This is a genomic window from Bacillus sp. PDNC022, from assembly GCF_016919285.1.
In the GTDB taxonomy this organism is placed as follows: domain Bacteria; phylum Bacillota; class Bacilli; order Bacillales; family Bacillaceae; genus Bacillus; species Bacillus safensis.
Window position 1 is genome coordinate 1,858,213 of sequence record NZ_CP070345.1, and the last position, 18,011, is coordinate 1,876,223.

At 39.7% G+C, this 18,011-nt stretch carries 19 protein-coding genes; 10 read left to right on the plus strand and 9 right to left on the minus strand.

What is annotated here, in order from left to right:
* Nucleotides 1-136: 136 nt before the first annotated feature.
* Entirely contained in the window at nt 137-991 is an 855-nt protein-coding gene (locus tag JVX94_RS09685; RefSeq protein ID WP_144485613.1) for a polysaccharide deacetylase family protein, read from the plus strand.
* A gap of 42 nt (nt 992-1,033) precedes the next feature.
* Here JVX94_RS09685 and JVX94_RS09690 read toward each other — a convergent pair whose 3' ends face one another.
* From JVX94_RS09690 to JVX94_RS09700, 3 genes are all read right to left on the minus strand, one after another.
* Nucleotides 1,034-1,765 (minus strand): NAD-dependent protein deacylase, encoded by a 732-nt coding sequence (locus tag JVX94_RS09690; protein ID WP_481748191.1) that lies wholly within the window; start codon nt 1,763-1,765, stop codon nt 1,034-1,036.
* A gap of 29 nt (nt 1,766-1,794) precedes the next feature.
* Nucleotides 1,795-2,883 carry a mechanosensitive ion channel family protein gene (locus tag JVX94_RS09695; RefSeq protein WP_205185444.1) on the minus strand — a complete coding sequence of 363 codons (1,089 nt, stop codon included), beginning with the start codon at nt 2,881-2,883 and terminating at the stop codon, nt 1,795-1,797.
* 164 nt (nt 2,884-3,047) lie between these two features.
* On the minus strand, nt 3,048-3,149 hold the full coding sequence (locus JVX94_RS09700) for a YhdX family protein (protein WP_017360338.1): 102 nt from the start codon (nt 3,147-3,149) through the stop codon (nt 3,048-3,050).
* Nucleotides 3,150-3,454: 305 nt separating this feature from the next.
* Here JVX94_RS09700 and JVX94_RS09705 point away from each other — a divergent pair, with 305 nt between their 5' ends.
* Genes JVX94_RS09705 through crcB (JVX94_RS09715) form a run of 3 tightly spaced genes read left to right on the plus strand, consistent with a single transcriptional unit; the run spans nt 3,455 to nt 4,938 of the window.
* Nucleotides 3,455-4,171 (plus strand): glycerophosphodiester phosphodiesterase, encoded by a 717-nt coding sequence (locus JVX94_RS09705; protein WP_205185446.1) that lies wholly within the window; start codon nt 3,455-3,457, stop codon nt 4,169-4,171.
* Between the two features lie 5 nt (nt 4,172-4,176).
* The gene (gene crcB / locus JVX94_RS09710; protein ID WP_205185448.1) at nt 4,177-4,572 is read left to right on the plus strand and encodes a fluoride efflux transporter CrcB; all 396 of its coding nucleotides are present in this window, start codon (nt 4,177-4,179) and stop codon (nt 4,570-4,572) included.
* Complete coding sequence (crcB, locus tag JVX94_RS09715) at nt 4,573-4,938, plus strand: fluoride efflux transporter CrcB (RefSeq protein ID WP_205185450.1); 366 nt, start codon at nt 4,573-4,575, stop codon at nt 4,936-4,938. It begins immediately after the preceding gene.
* Here crcB (JVX94_RS09715) and JVX94_RS09720 read toward each other — a convergent pair.
* Complete coding sequence (locus JVX94_RS09720) at nt 4,935-5,327, minus strand: hypothetical protein (RefSeq protein ID WP_034282242.1); 393 nt, start codon at nt 5,325-5,327, stop codon at nt 4,935-4,937. The genes crcB (JVX94_RS09715) and JVX94_RS09720 overlap by 4 nt on opposite strands.
* Before the next feature lie 91 nt (nt 5,328-5,418).
* Entirely contained in the window at nt 5,419-6,801 is a 1,383-nt protein-coding gene (locus JVX94_RS09725; protein WP_111291883.1) for a hemolysin family protein, read from the minus strand.
* A 337-nt stretch (nt 6,802-7,138) separates the two neighbouring features.
* On the opposite strand from JVX94_RS09725, the gene JVX94_RS09730 reads away from it, so the two are divergent.
* Together JVX94_RS09730 and JVX94_RS09735 are read left to right on the plus strand one after the other, a co-directional pair.
* On the plus strand, nt 7,139-7,579 hold the full coding sequence (locus tag JVX94_RS09730) for a MerR family transcriptional regulator (RefSeq protein ID WP_034667702.1): 441 nt from the start codon (nt 7,139-7,141) through the stop codon (nt 7,577-7,579).
* Nucleotides 7,580-7,637: 58 nt separating this feature from the next.
* Nucleotides 7,638-8,969 carry a hemolysin family protein gene (locus tag JVX94_RS09735; protein WP_048238362.1) on the plus strand — a complete coding sequence of 444 codons (1,332 nt, stop codon included), beginning with the start codon at nt 7,638-7,640 and terminating at the stop codon, nt 8,967-8,969.
* Between the two features lie 246 nt (nt 8,970-9,215).
* Here JVX94_RS09735 and JVX94_RS09740 read toward each other — a convergent pair whose 3' ends face one another.
* Nucleotides 9,216-9,818, minus strand: a complete 603-nt coding sequence (locus tag JVX94_RS09740) for a lysophospholipid acyltransferase family protein (protein WP_144470023.1) — start codon at nt 9,816-9,818, stop codon at nt 9,216-9,218.
* 370 nt (nt 9,819-10,188) lie between these two features.
* On the opposite strand from JVX94_RS09740, the gene JVX94_RS09745 reads away from it, so the two are divergent.
* The 3 genes from JVX94_RS09745 to JVX94_RS09755 are packed head-to-tail and all read left to right on the plus strand — an operon-like array spanning nt 10,189 to nt 12,009.
* Nucleotides 10,189-10,680, plus strand: a complete 492-nt coding sequence (locus tag JVX94_RS09745) for a sigma-70 family RNA polymerase sigma factor (RefSeq protein WP_024425287.1) — start codon at nt 10,189-10,191, stop codon at nt 10,678-10,680.
* Nucleotides 10,673-11,731, plus strand: coding sequence for an anti-sigma factor (locus JVX94_RS09750; RefSeq protein WP_095408087.1), 1,059 nt, complete (start codon nt 10,673-10,675; stop codon nt 11,729-11,731). The genes JVX94_RS09745 and JVX94_RS09750 overlap by 8 nt, the downstream gene beginning before the upstream one ends.
* The gene (locus tag JVX94_RS09755; protein ID WP_024425288.1) at nt 11,719-12,009 is read left to right on the plus strand and encodes a hypothetical protein; all 291 of its coding nucleotides are present in this window, start codon (nt 11,719-11,721) and stop codon (nt 12,007-12,009) included. Before JVX94_RS09750 ends, JVX94_RS09755 begins: the two co-directional genes overlap by 13 nt.
* A gap of 63 nt (nt 12,010-12,072) precedes the next feature.
* Here the strand turns inward: JVX94_RS09755 and bcaP are convergent, their stop codons facing one another.
* Nucleotides 12,073-13,473, minus strand: coding sequence for a branched-chain amino acid transporter BcaP (bcaP, locus tag JVX94_RS09760; RefSeq protein WP_095408086.1), 1,401 nt, complete (start codon nt 13,471-13,473; stop codon nt 12,073-12,075).
* 450 nt (nt 13,474-13,923) lie between these two features.
* The gene (locus tag JVX94_RS09765; RefSeq protein ID WP_205185452.1) at nt 13,924-14,754 is read right to left on the minus strand and encodes a C40 family peptidase; all 831 of its coding nucleotides are present in this window, start codon (nt 14,752-14,754) and stop codon (nt 13,924-13,926) included.
* A gap of 353 nt (nt 14,755-15,107) precedes the next feature.
* Here JVX94_RS09765 and JVX94_RS09770 point away from each other — a divergent pair, with 353 nt between their 5' ends.
* Complete coding sequence (locus tag JVX94_RS09770; RefSeq protein WP_203129493.1) at nt 15,108-16,472, plus strand: alkaline phosphatase; 1,365 nt, start codon at nt 15,108-15,110, stop codon at nt 16,470-16,472.
* A 47-nt stretch (nt 16,473-16,519) separates the two neighbouring features.
* Here JVX94_RS09770 and JVX94_RS09775 read toward each other — a convergent pair whose 3' ends face one another.
* On the minus strand, nt 16,520-17,944 hold the full coding sequence (locus tag JVX94_RS09775; RefSeq protein WP_377971223.1) for a SpoVR family protein: 1,425 nt from the start codon (nt 17,942-17,944) through the stop codon (nt 16,520-16,522).
* Nucleotides 17,945-18,011 lie beyond the last annotated feature (67 nt).

Here is an 18,011-nt window from a genome sequence, read left to right on the forward strand (position 1 = left end):
TTTTTAGCAACTTCTATATTCATAGGCTCTTTTTTCCTGTATACTGACACCATATAAACATGACAAAAAACAGCGGAAAAAGACAGAATCTACTACATGATTCGACACAAATTTTTGATTTATTGGAGCGATTGTAATGCAACGGGTTAAAAAAAAACAGGCACCTTCAAACACAATGCTGCTCTCAAAGGCGATTGGTTTTGTCATTCTGACACTGATCCTCTTTTTTATTTGGGATATGTCCAAAACCAATATGCAAGCAGCAGATCAGCCGGCGAAATTGTCTGCGAGCAGTCAATTTAGGGACACAAGCACTAGTATGAAAGCAAAAGATGATTCTAGAAAAACATTAGATGCACATTTTAAGATCAATTCAAATAAACATGTAACGGATCAAACGATCTTTTTAACATTTGATGACGGTCCATCAGCGACTACAAATCAGCTGTTAGATGTGCTAAAAGCGCATCAAGTGAAGGCCACATTCTTTATGCTCGGGCCGCAGATTAAAGAACACCCGGCAGCTGTGAAAAGACTTCATCAAGAAGGTCATCAATTAGGGCTGCATGGTATCACCCATGATGTGAAACGCTTTTATCAAAAAAGTGATTCTCCCGTCAACGAGATGAAAGAAGATCAGCGCATTTTGGCTTCTGTCACAGGTGAGTATACCCATCTTGTAAGAACACCTTATGGCAGCGCCCCAAATTTAACCGATCAGCAAAAAGCACGTTTAAAACAAAAAGGCTTTGTCTACTGGGATTGGACCATTGACAGTCTTGACTGGAAATATAAAAGCTCAAAATATGTACCAGAGGTATTAAATCAGCTGCAAGTGCTGGAAACAAAATATCCAAAAGAACCAAAAATCATTTTAATGCACGATCAGCCTGCGACGGCAAAATACTTAAACAGCTTAATCACGCAGCTAAAAGCAAAGGGCTATACATTTGAAGTTCTTGATGAAACAATGAAGCCGCTGCAGCAATAAAGTTAAACCCGCACCTTTAAGATGCGGGTTTTTTTAATGAATTTATAAAGCTTTCACAAGATCGCCAATTCGCTCATGAAAGACAAGATCAAAAAGCGGATCGAATTCTGTTTCACTCAAGTTCATCATCACCATGAAGATGGAAGGATCATGGGCTGCGTCTTCTGGAATATATCTTGCTGGCGCTACTTCTAGGGAAGTCCCCATGACGAGCAGCATGTCCGTTTTCTGAAGTGATGTCTCCACTTGATCAAGATGTTTGACCATATCTCCAAAAAGAACAACATCTGTTTTTAGCACACGTCCACACGTACTGCCGTCTGGGGAAATTCTTTGACAGACCGGCACCTCTTCTTTTAATAAATAAGGCAGATCGTATACCGCCTGACACGATGGACAAGTAGCCGTTTGAATGGAGCCATGGAGTTCATATACATGCTGGCTTCCCGCCTTTTTATGAAGACCGTCAATATTTTGGGTGAAAATATCCACATGCTTCCCTTGTTGCTCAAGGCTGGCTAAAAAGGTGTGCCCGCTGTTTGGATCGTATTCTCCACTCATTTTCATCTGAAACAATTCCTTAAATTTCGGCCAGAACTGATGAGGATTTGATAAAAAGTAGGATCGGCTCATCGCCTCCATGCGGGAAGTATCTTCTGTCCACAGACCACCAGTTGATCTAAAATCAGGAATACCCGATTCTGTACTCATACCCGCACCTGAGAGTACTGTAATATGTGAAGCCTGTGATAATTTCTCTCTTAGTGCTTCCACCTTTGTTTGATCCACGTACCATTCCTCCTTTATTCACCCAGCTGCTTCTCACCTTTTTGTTTCATATAAATGGCCTGTCCAGGGAAAGCAAATTCCACACCTTCATCGTGGAAAATATCTATGATGCGATAGTTAATATCCTGCTTTATATCAAGGTTTTCAGACCAAGCTGTCGTGTTTGTGTAAAAGTTGAAAAACAAGTTCAAATAGCTGTCAGCCAGTACATCGAGATTCACCATAATCGTCTCTTTATGCACCCCATCATGCTCGTGAAGCATCTGTTTGAGACGCTTAATACACTGATCAATGTTTTCCTTTGGTGTATTGTAGGAAACGCGAACAGAAAACGTAATCTGACGTTTATTCATCCTTGTCCAGTTTGTGATCGGCTCCTTAGAAAGCGTAGAATTCGGAACGGTCACGACGGCTTCAGCAGGTGTTCGAAACCTTGTGCTTCGAAATGTAATGTCCTCCACAGTCCCAAGAACACTTGGTGTCTCCACAAAGTCGCCCATCGTAAAAGGCTTCTCTGTAATGATGACAATCCCTCCAAAAAAGTTAGCCACTGTATCCTGCGCAGCAAGCGCAAAGGCTAGACCACCTAGACCAAGACCTGCCACAAGTCCATTGACATCATAATTAAATTCTTGTGCAATGATACTAATACTCAGTGCAATAATAATGAAGCGAAGTACCTTTGATAAAAACGGTGCTAAAATATCATCCATATCTAATTCAAATTTCGAATTGACCTTTTGAAACAAGAAGGAAGATGCAGCGGTTAAGTTACAAAGCCCCCACGTCAGCATCAATATAATGGAGGATCTATACAATTTGATGATGACATCCATATGATGCTCAAAATATGGAGCCTGTCTTAACGCAAAATATAAACCAAGAGCCACGAAAAACAGCCTCGCTGGTTTTTCGAATGCCACAACAATTTGGTTAATGACCTCCGTTTTAGACCGATTCGTCAGCCTAAAGAGAAGTTGAAATAAATACTTCGTAAATACTTTCCGAAGCAATAAAAAAAGCAATAAAATACAAAAGCTAATACCGATTTGGATCGCGATATCTACTGTAAAATATGTATCCATCCATTTTTGTGTAAACATGTCTGTCTCTCTCCTTTAAAACAATCCTCTCTAGTTTATAATATAACCTTCGTTCATGTCCTCTCTTAAATGTCTGACCTCTACATAAAAAGCCTCGGGACTGATCCCGAGGCATGATGTTCAAATATGAAATTTTGGCTAGAGACATATCGACGGGCAGCAAACTACTTTTTCTTCTGAGCCTGATCAAGGAGAGTCGCTTTAAACATTTCAGCATCCGTTTCGGCCTTAATACGTTCTTCCACTCTAATTCTCCCTTTACCCAATCATCTCGCCTCCTTTTCATCATTATAAAACATCAGAATTTTCAGTCAACATGACGAAAGCACTAATATTTTGACGAACGCTGACGATTTGGACAAAATTGATCGAAGAAAAAATGATGTAGTTCAGATTTACTCAATAAGAGCTTGGGATATTCCTGCAACTTTTATCCTTTCATACACGATGCTTTCTCACCACATGCCATTCACCATTACATACAGCTCTCCATCCATCCATATAGTAAAGAAGGAAAAGCAGCAAAAATTTGATATGATAAGATCAGAACTTATGTCAGGAGCTGGAGCATGTGTATATTATCGCGCATAGAGGGTCTTCAAGCGCTGCCCCAGAAAATACAATTGCCGCATTTGATTTAGCGGTTCAGCAAGGTGCGGATTATATTGAGTTAGACGTCCAGCTGACAATGGATCAGCACGCAGCCGTCATCCATGATGATACCGTTGATCGAACGACTAACGGAAGCGGCTTAGTGAAAAGTTATACACTTGATCAGCTGAAGAAACTGGATGCAGGAAGCTGGTTTGATTCTCAGTACGCCAACGAACGAATTCCTACATTACAAGAAATTCTAGAAAGATACAGTCAGCATGTCGGGATACTGATTGAGATCAAGCATCCAAAACAGCAGATCGGAATTGAAAAAGCAGTTGTCGACATCATCAACCGGTTTGCCTATTCCCGTCACATCATGGTTCAATCTTTTGATGCCAATGCACTTCAAAGAGTCAAAAGTTGCGCCCCTTCTCTTCGAACAGCTTTTATTATAAAACCCTCTGCCTTAAAACTGACGAAAAGAAAATTAGCGGCGTACAGCTCCTTTGCGGATTGCCTTAATATGAAGAAAACGATGATCAACAGATGGTGGATTGATCGCATCCACTCATTTGGAATGGATGTTTTTATTTGGACAGTGAAAGACCAAAAAACAGCCGACAGGATGAAAACATACCCCATTGATGGAGTGGTGACGGATCACCCGCCATTTTTTCTAAAGGAGAAATGATGTAAATGAAAGCATATCTCGCCGTATTTATCGGTGGATTGGTTGGTACACTTTGCAGATATGAACTTAGCCAGTCCGTTGTCAGCCAGACATTCCCCTATGCAACACTGATTGAAAACATGACAGGCAGTCTGCTTCTTGGCTTTTCAACAGGGTATTTTATGTTTCGGAAGGAAAAAAAATATCTTGCTGCTTTGATCGGAACAGGATTTTGCGGCGGTTTTACGACCATGTCCACTTTTTCTAAAGAAACGGTTCTCTTATTACAGGATGGACGGTTCACATCAAGCGTCATGTACATTGTACTCTCAGTGATTGCTGGAGTGGGTGCTGCCTTATGCGGACTGATCACCGCTCAGCGTCTCTTTCATCAAAATGAGCAGCCGAAAGGAAGCAGATAAATGATTGTATTTTATACAGCTGTTGCTGGCGGGATGGGCAGTGCCCTTCGATTTTTCCTCAGTCAATCGATGCAGAAAACCAAGTTTCATACTCGTTTTCCGTATAGTATTATTCTTATCAACTTACTCGGCGCTGCCGGTTTAGGTTTACTGACAGGTGCAGTAACTGACAATGATCCGCTGCTTATGATCATTGGGACTGGTTTTTTCGGTGGGTTTACAACATTCTCTACATTTAGTGTAGAAGCTGCGGCCATGCTGCAAGAGCGGCAAATTGGACAACTTGCTGTCTACTTATTGGTCACAATCATCGGATCTTTATGTCTCTTTGCTGCGTTTTATCAAATAGGACAGCATCTTTTTTAAATATTGGTGATGGCGGCTAAGCTGATGAGCAGCTGATCCATAAGCTGGCGCTTCATCAAAAAGAGTGTTTTTTCACTATAGCCGATTTCCATTGCACACTTTGCCATCCGCCAATCTCGAAAATATTTGTAATCGATGAGCTGCTGCTCTATTTCATCCAACTCTTTTAATGCCGTTTCAATACAAGCAACGATGAGTTCATACTGGCTTTTTTGTTCTTCTAACTTTTTCCGTGTCATGTGGTCGAGATGATGCGGGCTTCTTTTTTCAAGCTGCCTTTCGATATTTAAGATCGCAGCTTGATAATTTTTGAAATTCTTTAAATGAAACTCAATTCGTTTCATTGAGGTTTTTTTCTCCGTGATACTTGCTGTTTCATACCAAAGCATGTCCTTCCCCCTTTATCGAACGTTTGTTCTCATTATAAACCGAACTTACATTCGTTAAAAAGAGACTAAATACCTAAAAAAAACCTTGAGCTTATTTTTCGCTCAAGGTCATTTCGTTTACAAGCAGCGGCTCCTTTATATCAAGCCCAGTGCGTGCATTGCCTTTTTCTGACGATGTGACGCCTTTTTTCAAATCGATCTTTTTAACGTAGCGTCCATCCATTTCCAGCACTTTCATCCGAATATCATCCAGATAGATGGATTGTCCTTCTCGGATATCAATATTCTCTTTTAAGATGAGCCCGCCGATCGTATCAATTTCCTCATCATGATAAGAAATCTCGATCAAATCTTGAACTTCATCTAATCTCACTTTCCCGTCTAAAACATAATGATGATCGGCTCTTTTTTGAATAACTGGCTGCTCATCTTCATCGAATTCATCTCGAATATCTCCGACAATCTCTTCTAAAATATCTTCTGTTGTGACAAGTCCAGACGTTCCGCCATATTCGTCAGTTAAGATCGCCATATGCATTCTATCACGCTGCATCTTGACGAGAAGCTCTTGAATAGGGATCGTGTCAATGACCTCAATCACTGGATATATATAATCTTGAATTTTCAGTTGATCTTTTTCACCTTGATACACAAGATCTGCGAAGAGCTGCTTTTTGTTCAGCATGCCGATGACATGGTCTTTATCTCCTGAAAACACAGGGAAACGTGTATACTTTTCCTGCGTCATAATGGCAAGGATATCATCTAACGGCATATCTTCTGGAATCGCACAAATTTCTCTCCGCGGTATCATGATCTCTCTGGCAATTCGATTATCGAAATCGAAAATTTTGTTCATATAATTATATTCTGATGGGTTGATTTCCCCATTTTTTAAGCTCTCAGATAATAAAATCTTCAATTCCTCTTCAGAATGGGAATGTTCTTTTTCAGCCCCCATATCGATACCCATCATTTTAGTTAGCAGACGTGCTGACCCGTTTAACACATAAATGAAAGGGAACATAAGGATATAAAATGCATGCAGCGGGCCTGACAGCCATAACGTCATTTTTTCCGCCTTTTGAATGGCAAGCGTTTTTGGTGCAAGCTCACCTACAACTACATGCAAAAAGGTAATAATAGAGAACGCAAGTGTTGCTGAGATCAGGCTGATTGCTGAATCAGGAATGTTTGTCAAACCGAAACCTCGAACCAAAAGTTCTTTCACAGCCGGCTTACCAATCCACCCTAAACCAAGGGATGTCACTGTAATACCGAGCTGACAGGCTGACAAATATTCATCTAGCCTTGATGTCACCTTTTTCGCCATGATGGCCTTTTTGGATCCTTCGGCAACAAGCTGATCAATTCTTGAGCTTCTCACCTTTACAATGGCAAATTCAGATGCAACAAAGAAAGCTGTTAAAGCAATCAAAACACCGACTATACTCAGATTAACAATATCGTCCATTTAACCTTGCTCTTTCTTAGAAGAACAAGGAGTCACCTCCTGATTGATGATGTTATGTTTTGCAAAACGGTTAACTGATTAAATAAGACTACATTGAGGGCCCCACTTAACCACCTCCGGTTCACGTAAAATTCCGCCTCTCTACATATATATGAAACGGTATTCATTTTATCTTATCATAAATAATCTGAAAATTCCTGTATCGTCATGTTATTTTTGACATGACTGACTAAATCGAGGGAAATCCTCCTCTGTTTCTTCTTATTGTCAGGAAATATGAACAATTAACTTGTGTTTCAGACTAGAATTATATTAAACTATTTTCATAAACTATAACGTGACGGTTAGGAGGAGATGTTCAGATGGGGCTGAGAAAAAGTATCGTATTGGTGAACTAGCACAGATTGCACAGGTGACGAAACGAACTGTAGATTATTATACAAACCTAGGTTTGCTTGCGCCTGTTAGATCTTGCTCAAATTATCGTTATTACGATGAATATGCTTTAAAACGATTACAATTAATCGTTCTTTGCAAACAGCAGAGATTGGCTCTTTCTGACATCAAATCCAGATTAGATGAACAATTCCCTTCTCAAAAGGAAGATCATGATGAACTTGTCCATTTAACCTCTGATATCGATCGGATGAATGAGCATATGGACCGCATTTTGGCACGTTGTAAGCAGCTTCAGCCAGAACAACGTGAAAAACTAAAAGAGCAGCTTACTCCTGAAAAAATGACGGCTGTCCAATCATTTTTACTGCTGTTAAGTTAAAATTTTTACTAAACAGGAGGTGTTACCTTCGTTCTCAAAGTCAGAACGAAGGCCTTAATTGGACATAGTTAATTTACTCATAGTTGCTTTACTTATAGCTTTAACCGCGTTTTTCGTTGCATCAGAGTTTGCGATCATTCGCTTAAGAAGCTCAAGAATTGATCAGTTAATCGCAGAAGGTAATAAAACAGCAGTTGCTGTCAAGCATGTAACGACTCACCTTGATGAGTACCTATCAGCCTGTCAGCTTGGTATTACCATTACCGCCCTTGGTATTGGTTGGTTAGGGGAAGAAACAATTGCGCATATGCTTGCGCCGCTCTTTGTGGAGCTGTCTATTCCTCAATCAGCTAGTTCTATTGTCACTTTTATCATTGCGTTTAGTATTATGACGTTTTTACACGTTGTGGTTGGAGAGCTTGCACCGAAAACACTCGCCATTCAAAAGGCTGAGCAAGTATCCCTTCTTTTTGCTAGACCACTGATGATTTTTTACAAAGTGATGTTCCCGTTCATTTGGGTATTAAATGGATCTGCTCGTTTATTAACGAAAGCGTTCGGTCTTCAGCAAGTATCTGAGCATGACATGGCGCACTCTGAAGAAGAATTGCGGATTATTTTATCAGAAAGCTATAAGAGCGGCGAGATTAACCAGTCTGAATTCAAATATGTGAACAAAATTTTTGAATTTGATGACCGTTTGGCGAAAGAAATTATGATTCCTCGTACCGAAGTTGTCAGCTTCCCTCATGATATTACCATCGAGGAAATGCTGAAGGTGACTAAGGTAGAGAAATATACACGTTATCCAATTGAAGATGGCGATAAAGACAACATGATCGGTGTTCTAAACATTAAAGAGGTCCTCACTGCCTGCATTAGCGGTGAGTGTTCTACAAGCGATACGATCGAAAAGTTTGTAAATCCGATTATTCATGTGATTGAAACGGTTCCTGTTCATGATTTACTGCTCAAAATGCAGCGTGAACGTGTACACATGGCCATTTTATCAGATGAATATGGCGGTACAGCAGGTCTTGTGACCGTTGAAGACATCCTTGAAGAAATCGTTGGTGAAATTCGTGATGAGTTCGACATTGATGAAATCAACGAAGTGCGTAAACTTGGAGAAGACCATTACATCTTTGATGGCAAGGTTCTTGTTGATCAAGTCAACCTGCTATTAGGTATACAGCTTGATAATGAAGAGGTCGACACAATCGGCGGCTGGTTCCTTACTCAGAAATATGAAGTAGAGAAAAATGACGCCATTCGTGAACAAGGCTATGAATTTATTATTAATGAAGTCGATGGACACCATGTGGCATACATCGAAGTAAAAAAGTTAAATGAACAATTATTAGAAGCAGCTGAAGAAGGCGCTTCGTAACAAAAAACGCCCACTTGCTTAAGCAAGTGGGCGTTTCACATTGTGGACAAAGGGCTAAAATGATTTTGATTTTAGCCCTTTGTCTTCTTTTTCAGCGTGATAGAAAACCTTTGAAGTCTAGGAAGGACGAGTACCGGAGCGGAGCGAATTGAGCATTCGTGAGCACCGGCACGCAGGACTGACACCGAATGCGAGGGTTTGTCTACACGCTGAAACGACCCTTGCCTAAGCAAGCGGTCGTTTTTCTTATACCTTTTCCATTAATTGAGCTTCTAGCTCTTTGATTCTCGTGTTTAATACTTCCGTCATGGCACCTAATCTTTCTTTTGGCGGCAGATGGTCAAATTCAGACAGCTCAATCGGTTCACCGATGATTAAGCGCATTTTCCCTTTTTTGAAAAGACTTTTCGCATTTGAAGGTCCTTTGTATGCTGCTGGAACAATTGGCGCTTTACCGAGCTGCGCAATAGTAACCGCCCCTCTTTTTAAAGGAACATCCTCTGTTGTACGTGTTCCGCTTGGAAAAATTCCGACGATCTTTCCCTCTTTTAATAATTTAATGGGCGTTTTAATACTGCTTGGCCCAGGATTCTCTCGATCAACTGGAAAGGCATGAATCCTTTTTAAAAATCCACCGATCCATTTATTTGCAAACAATTCTTTTTTCGCCATGTAGTGGATCTCAAACGGAAGAATTCCTGCGCCCAATGCAAGAACATCCACAAAACCCTCATGTGTACAAGCAATGACAAAACCCCGATCAGTTGGCAGATTCTCTTTTTGATATACTTTGATTCCACCTCGGAGACCAAATAATACTTTGATGGTATAGCCTGAAAATTTATACATAGTGCACTTCCTTTGTTTGAAGAATGAAGGATTTGTCTCTATTATAACAAATTTTTTATTACCTGGTACTAAAAATTTATAAGCACCCTAATCCTCCATGTCTTTTTCGTTTAAAATGAACGCTCTGTCTGTATTCAAGCACAAGGTTTTAGGGGAGAATAGAATAGGAATTGTGTCCAATTTTGTCGTTTTTCGAAGTTTTTTCCTGATTTGTTCTAGTGAAAATGCTTTATAAATGATGCAAATTTCGCTATGATAAGGAGAAATGATTTTGATTCGGCGAAAGAAATGAGTAATGTACGGTAATGAGAAGTTTCGTGCAACTTTATGCCTTTCTTATGCGTGTATAACATAGAGGGGAGAAAAATCAGTGACGATCGATGAAATTTATCAAATGTATATGAACGATGTTTACAGGTTTCTGCTCTCCATGACAAAAGACAAACATTTGGCAGAAGACTTATTGCAGGAAACCTTTATGCGTGCGTATATACATATTCATTCCTACGACCATAGCAAAGTGAAACCTTGGTTATTTCAGGTGGCACGAAATGCTTTTATTGATTATGTCAGGAAACATAAAAAAGAAGTGACCATATCGGATGACCTCATTGGCGGTCTTTTACAAACGTCTGTACAAAGCCCTGCTGAACAGGTTGAAATAAAGGAAGTCCTCACCATGTATTTGGAGCAGCTTCCAGATAACTACAAGGAAGCGTTGACATTGTATTATTTAAAAGAACTAAATTACAAGGAAGCATCCAAGGTCATGAATATTACTGAAGCAAATTTTAAAAGTGTTTTATTTCGTGCAAGGCAGCGCCTAAAAGCACTTTACAACAGAGGTGTTAATGATGAATGAAGAGTTTAACAAGCGATGGGAACAATATAATAATGGTGAGATGAATGAGGAAGAAATGATGGCGTTTGAGGAAGAGCTTGAAGAAAATGAAAAGCGCTTAAGTCAGGAACTGAACGACTCGGATTGGACAGATTTTTCTATCAGTCCTGAGAAGCAAAAAGCCATTTTACAATACGGAAAAAGAAAATCATATTTACGTATTTCTGTACTTGCTGTCATATCGACACTCATTATTTTACCGCTTTGTACATTAGGAAGTTATCTATACTACGGCGTTGGCGGAGCCGAGAGCAAAGGCAACCACTTCATGGAAACAGCCGCTGTCACCGTCGCTTTGACCAAACCAAACGTGGCCATTGATATGAAGGATTTAAAAGGACAGGTTAAGCTTTTTGGGATGAACACCGAATTGAAGCTGCAAAAACAAATTGGCAATAAAACAGAAGCCATTGGCAGTGAACAAATTGAGATGTTTTTCGATAAATTAAAGCAGCCTACCATCTCTTATTATGGTGACAACGCACGCGAAACGGAAGGTTTCTTTACCCATCCTTCGGCGCAGGCAGATGCCTCAAAAAAACAAACACTCACTACGTTAGACAAGCTTCCTGAAGGAACAGTAAGTGAAGTGTATGTATCCTATGACAAAGCTTACACACCAAAGGATGTTTATTCCTTTGCTAAAAAATACGATATGAAAGTGCTGTGGAATGCGATTAAAACAGAGGATTCATTAAGTGGAAAACAGCGGCCAATCGGCTTTCCTGGGAAGGACTCTGAATTTTTAAAAGAGCTTCAGCACACATCAAAAACTGAAGTAGATCAATTCAAAGATGCCCTTGCTTATGTCAATCAGCACCCGACTTGGGCAACAACGATCTCTGGCCGACCTGACCTTGATCTGTCTAATCGTATACGCTATATCGATCAAAATGGCGTCACGGTTTATGGTTCTGTGATCACAGGTCCTTCTAAAGAAATTGAGAAATTTGTGAAGACAAAACGCATTAAAACGGCAAAAGTGAGCGAGGTGGAATTATGGAATTGGTAAGAATTTTTAAAGAGCATAATGTATTTGGCTGGATTTCTGTCGGCACAGCGATATTATCCCTGCTCATGCTGAACCTCGCCATTATCAGCAACGTGACATTTTATTCTTTTCAAATGCTTCCTTTTGCAATGGCCGCAGTTCCATTTGGCATTATTGAACTGTTCATTAAAAAAGGCCGTACGGGTCCAGGTTTCCTCGGTGTCGTACTGAATATCTTTGTCATTGTTTGTGTCTATGCCATCGTATCAATCGATGTCGATCTTCAGTTAGGTTTTTAATCAGCACTCAAAATCAAAAGCCCGTGTTACTTGACTGCACCAAGTAGCACGGGCTTTTTTCATTTATTTTTTATTCAATTCTGAGTGTTTTCTTGAATATAAGAAATACACAACAAGCCCAATGACAAGCCAGATTAAGAAGCGAACAAAAGTGATTGCACCGAGCTTATAAATGAGCAATCCGCAAGATAGAATGGCCAAGATTGGAATAAGCGGAACTGCTGGGCATCTAAATGCTCTCGGTAAGTCCGGCTGCGTTTTTCTCATCACAATGACCGCCACTGAAATCAAAATGAATGCTGAAAGTGTCCCGATGTTCACTAGGCTTGCCAGCTCATCAAGTGGAATAAATCCACCCATTAATGCTGACAATGTACCGAAGAAAAGTGTGTTGATGTAAGGTGTTTTATGCTTTGGGTGAACCTTTGATAGAACCTTTGGCACCAAACCATCACGAGACATGGCAAACATCACGCGTGTCTGGCCGTACAGCATGACAAGCATAACGGTTGTCATTCCTAATATCGCTCCGACATCCACAATACCAGCCACCCAGTTTTGTCCGGCTACTTGTAACACGAGAGACACTGGATGTGATACTCCCTCAAAATTCATGAAAGGAACGATGCCCGTCATAATCGCACTGACAACGACATAAAGCAGCGTACAAATCAATAAAGAAGTAATAATTCCTCTAGGCAGGTTGCGCGATGGATTTTTTGTCTCCTCTGCCGCGGAAGCAACTGCATCAAACCCGATAAATGCAAAGAATACGAGGGCTGCTGCACTTAAGACTCCTGATGTCCCAAATGGAACAAATGGTGTCCAGTTTTCAGGTTTTACATATTTCACAGCGACTAAAATAAAGAGCAGAATCACAGCAATTTTCATAATAACCATGATGTTATTGACTCGTTTAGATTCTTTAATACCAAAGTACAGCAGGAAGGTGATGACCATTAAAATAATAAATGCTGGAAGATTAAAATATGTTACTTGCCCTTTTAAACCACCTGGTGCTGCTGTTAATTCAACTGGTATATGAATCCCTATCCCATTTAAAAAAGACACAAAATAACCTGACCAGCCCGCTGAAACGGCACTAGCGGCCAGCATATATTCTAATATTAAATCCCAGCCAATGATAAACGCTAGAAATTCCCCCATTGATGCGTACGTAAATGTGTACACGGATCCTGATACCGGCACTGTAGAAGCAAATTCCGCATATGATAGTGCTGCAAATAAACAAGCAAGACCTGCGATGACAAATGATAACACAAGTCCTGGCCCCGCAGTAACGGCTCCTGTACCTGTCAGAACAAATATCCCTGTCCCGATAATGGCTCCAATGCCAAGCATGGTTAAATCAAATGAACCCAATTCCTTTTTTAATGCTTTTTCCCCTTGTGTTGCCGCAATGAGCTCTGAAATGCTCTTTTTTCTAAACAACGAATTGCTCATACCATCACTCCCAAAACATAGTATCAGTCTAAAGACGCCACATCCATATAATTAACAATATTTTCTGAATATTTAGATTAAGTTTAGCGCAATAAATTAGTGGCGTAAAATTATTATATATGAAAATTAAAAAATGAAAATACTTTTTTTAAAAAAAGAGTGAAAATTCTTATATACCAACGAAAATTTTGTCAATAAATTGGTTAGATTTTCTTCAATTCTTATTCAATTGATAACTTGTCTTCCTCTATTTATTATTCAACATTGAAGTTTATATTTTTTTCATATACTTATTATTCAACAAAAATAAGACCCTTTTTTAAAAACGGGCCCACAACTTTGTTACTTAAAAGTCTTTAGACTGATAATGATCTATGAGAAAAGACCAGTTCAGAGGCATAAATGATATATGAAAAAAGAGACTGCTTCATCGCAGTCTCTTCAAATAAATTAGTTTACAAATGTTTTCGCTCCAAGATAAATCGGCTTCCAATAGCTTGATGTCATATCACTGATCGTTACACCATCAGAAGCAGCATGGATAAACTTGTTGTTTCCAAGGTAGACACCCATGTGAGATGGACCCGATTTATACGTAGTAAAGAACACAAAATCTCCAACTTTTGGTGTGGATACACTTTTCATCGATCCCCAAAAACCTTCAGTTGTTTGTCTTGATATCTTTTTTTGTTTGTTAATGATATACCACATAAATCCGCTGCAATCAAAGCCCTTCGGTGTCGTTCCACCCCATCTATATGGAGTACCGTTCTGCGCTTTAGCATCTGCTATGAGCTTAGACGTGTTTAATGAAGAAGTAGAGACTGTTTTTTCTTTTACAGGTTTCGTCTTTACTTTAGACGTCTTTTTCACCTTTAGCTTTTGCCCGATTTTAATGAGATCTGTTTTAAGTTTATTTAACGATTTCAACTCTTTCACAGTCATCCCATATTTTTTGCCAATTTTAGATAATGTATCACCTTTGACAACTTTATGAGTGGCAGTCGCTGAAGCCGTTTTTACTTTTGTTGTTGCTTTTGATGTTTTCACTGCTTTTTTCGAAGAAGTGCCATTCACTTTTAAGGTTTGTCCAACATAAATTACGTTAGATTTCAGCTTATTGTCTGATTTAATTTTGCTCACACTTGTTTTGTATCTTTTCGCTAGAACAGAAAGAGAGTCACCTTTTTGAACTTTTACTGATTGTGCTGAGGCAGCTCCGGCAAATAATGTCGTCCCAAGTAGAACTGCACTTGCAGCTGTGATCAATTGTTTTTTCATTTGTTCCTCCTGTATGTATCTATCTGATCCGAATTTTTATCTACTCCCTATTATAAGGATCAAATACCAGAAGAAATAGTCTTGACTTCCTACGACATTATGCTTATTAATTCGGCAAAATTTATTTTTTTTTAGGGTTCTTTTTATTTCATTTTTATTACACAATCATGACAAAATAATCGCATCTTGTCATGGATAAATGATACATTCATTTCTCTTTTTGGTTCATTCTATGTAAAGTGGACCTTTACAATTTTAAAGTGAACTTTACGATGCTGTAAAAAGGAATCCACACTTCTGCTCTACCATTGTAAACGTAAGAGCAATACATAAACAATGAGGAGGCAAAATGAATGAGTGTGTTGAAAAGCTCGAAAACGAAAATCGCTGCAGTGGCAGCTGCATCTGTGCTATCGATTGGCATTTTTTCAGGGATTGAATTTGGACAAGCTGACAAAGCTGAGGCTAAAAAGAAGCCGAAAAATGACGTGCAAAATGTGATCGTGCTGATTGGAGATGGCATGGGAACACCTTATCTTTCAACTTACCGCTCATTTAAACACAACGGTGACCTTTCAAAGCAAACAGCGTTTGACCCTTACCTCACTGGCATGCATAAAACATACCCTGACGACTCTAAAAGTAACATTACCGATTCAGCAGCAGCTGGTACAGCCATGGCTACTGGTAAAAAGACATACAACAATGCCATTGGTGTAAACAAAAACGGCAAAAAATTAAAAACCGTTTTAGAAGAAGCCAAACGCAAAGGAAAATCGACGGGGCTTGTCGTAACATCTGAATTAACAAATGCTACGCCTGCTGCGTATGCCGCTCACGATGTGTCTAGGAAAAACACAGCAGCCATCGCTGATGATTTCTTCGATGAGAAAATCGGAAAACAGCATACAGTCGATGTCATGCTTGGCGGAGGACTTATCGATTTTGTCCGGAAGGATCGTGATTTGACGAAGGAATTCAAACAAGCCGGTTATGATTATGTCACCAATAAAGCCGCCTTACAAAAAAACAAAAATGAAAAAGTGTTAGGCATTTTTGCTGATGGAGGTCTCGATAAAGCCATTGATCGTGATAAAACGACCCCTTCCTTGCAAGACATGACATCCTCAGCCATCAAACAGCTGTCTAAAAACAAAAAAGGATTTTTCCTTATGGTCGAAGGCAGTCAAATTGACTGGGCTGGACATGATCATGATATTGTCAGTGCGATGAGCGAAATGAAGGATTTTGAAAAAGCATTTGAAGAAGCGATTCGTTTTGCGAAAAAGGATAAAAACACGTTAGTCATCACGACAGCAGATCATTCAACTGGCGGACTTTCCTTCGGGGCAGATGGTTCAGGGAGCTGGGATTACAAACCGGTAAAAGCAGCGAAAAAGACGCCTGACTTTATCGCAAACAAAATTGTCAGCGGCATGCCTGTTGAGTCAGCGCTGAAACAATATATCAATCTTGATTTCACAAAAGAAGAAATCGACTCCATTCAAAAGACCGCTGAAACAAAGGATGCTGTTAAAATTGATGATGCGATTGAAGAAGTGATCAACACGAGATCACATACAGGCTGGACAACATCTGGTCATACCGGTGATGAAGTACCATTTTATGCTTACGGACCAACAAGTGAGCAGCTAAAAGGTCTGATGGAAAACACCGATCAAGCAAGGCACATTTTTAAACTGCTGAAAAATCAATAAAAAAACCAAAAAAGATGTCTGCTAAGAGACATCTTTTTTGGTCTTTTTTATGCAAGATATTTCCTATGAACCCCTTTTCCATCATAAGAAAACATCACTTCTTTTCCTTCAAGAACTGACTCGATATGCACACTTCTTCCCCACAGCTGATATAAATATGGAAGGACTTTTTCTAAGTATTTCAGATCAAGTTCAATGCCTTCGTACCAATGCTTAATATAAAGTTCATTATTTTTTAAATAGTCGCCATCGATCACGGTCAAATACGGAAAGCCGCCATTCACTCTCATGCTGACTAATTGGTCACGAACTGCTTTCCATTCTTTATCAATGACTTTATAGTCTCTCCCCTGCTTTTGAAACAAGTACAAGTCTTCTCTCATTACAAGGTCTTTCGTTAAGTAGTTTCGAATAAAGGAAATATCCGATTCAATTTCCCTGACTTCAAACATTTTACTGCGGCCAGATCCTTCTGTGACCCCTGCTTTTTTTAATTCTTCACATGGGTTGTCATAACGCTCTTCGATATCTTCAAAAATCTTCAGCCCTAAATAGTAAGGATTGATGCCTGTTTTAGAAGGCTGCACCACTCCTGCATTTAATTTCGCAAACTCTATCGATTCACTTGAATCCAAATCAAGCTCCCGCATAATCCGCTGGTGCCAATACGATGCCCAGCCTTCATTCATAATCTTTGTTTCAAGCTGGGGCCAAAAATAGAGCATTTCCTCTCTCAGCATAGTAAGGACATCCCGCTGCCACGGCTCCAGCTCCCGGGAATGCGCCTCAATAAAGAGTAAAAGATCCTTTTCCGGCTTTGGCGGGAATTGCTTGACGGTTTTCTTTTTCTCACGCGTTTTCGGCTCATCCATTCCCCACAAATCATCATAAGGCGTTTGACGTTTTGGTTTATCTTCTTCACATTCTTCTTCATCGTCCATATTCCAGCTTAACTTTGAACGAACAAGAGACGGATCAATATGCTCTTGAATAGCCAATACAGCATCTAAAAAGGATTCGACTTCTTTTGTTCCGTGGATATGCTCATATTCTTTGATCCGCTCTGCCGCTGCTGACATGCTTTCGACCATATCTCGTTTTGTGTTTTGGAAACGGCAATTATTTTTGAAGAAATCACAGTGTGCCAATACATGAGCCACAATTAATTTATTTTGAACGAGCGTATTGTTATCAAGTAGAAAGGCGTAGCAAGGATTTGAATTGATCACCAGCTCATAAATTTTACTTAACCCTAAATCATAATGAAGCTTCATTTTATGAAATTGCTTCCCAAAGCTCCAGTGGCTGAATCGTGTTGGCATTCCGTATGCACCGAACGTATAAATAATTTCCGCGGGACAGATTTCATACCTCATCGGATAAAAATCTAGACCAAATCCTTCTGCAATTTCTGTAATTTCATCAATCGCTCTTTGTAAAAGACGTTTTTCAGATACGCTCAAGGAAACCATCCCTCCTCATCGGACTTATCCCTACTATATGAGCGTATGTAAAAAAACATGATGTTCCATCAATCGT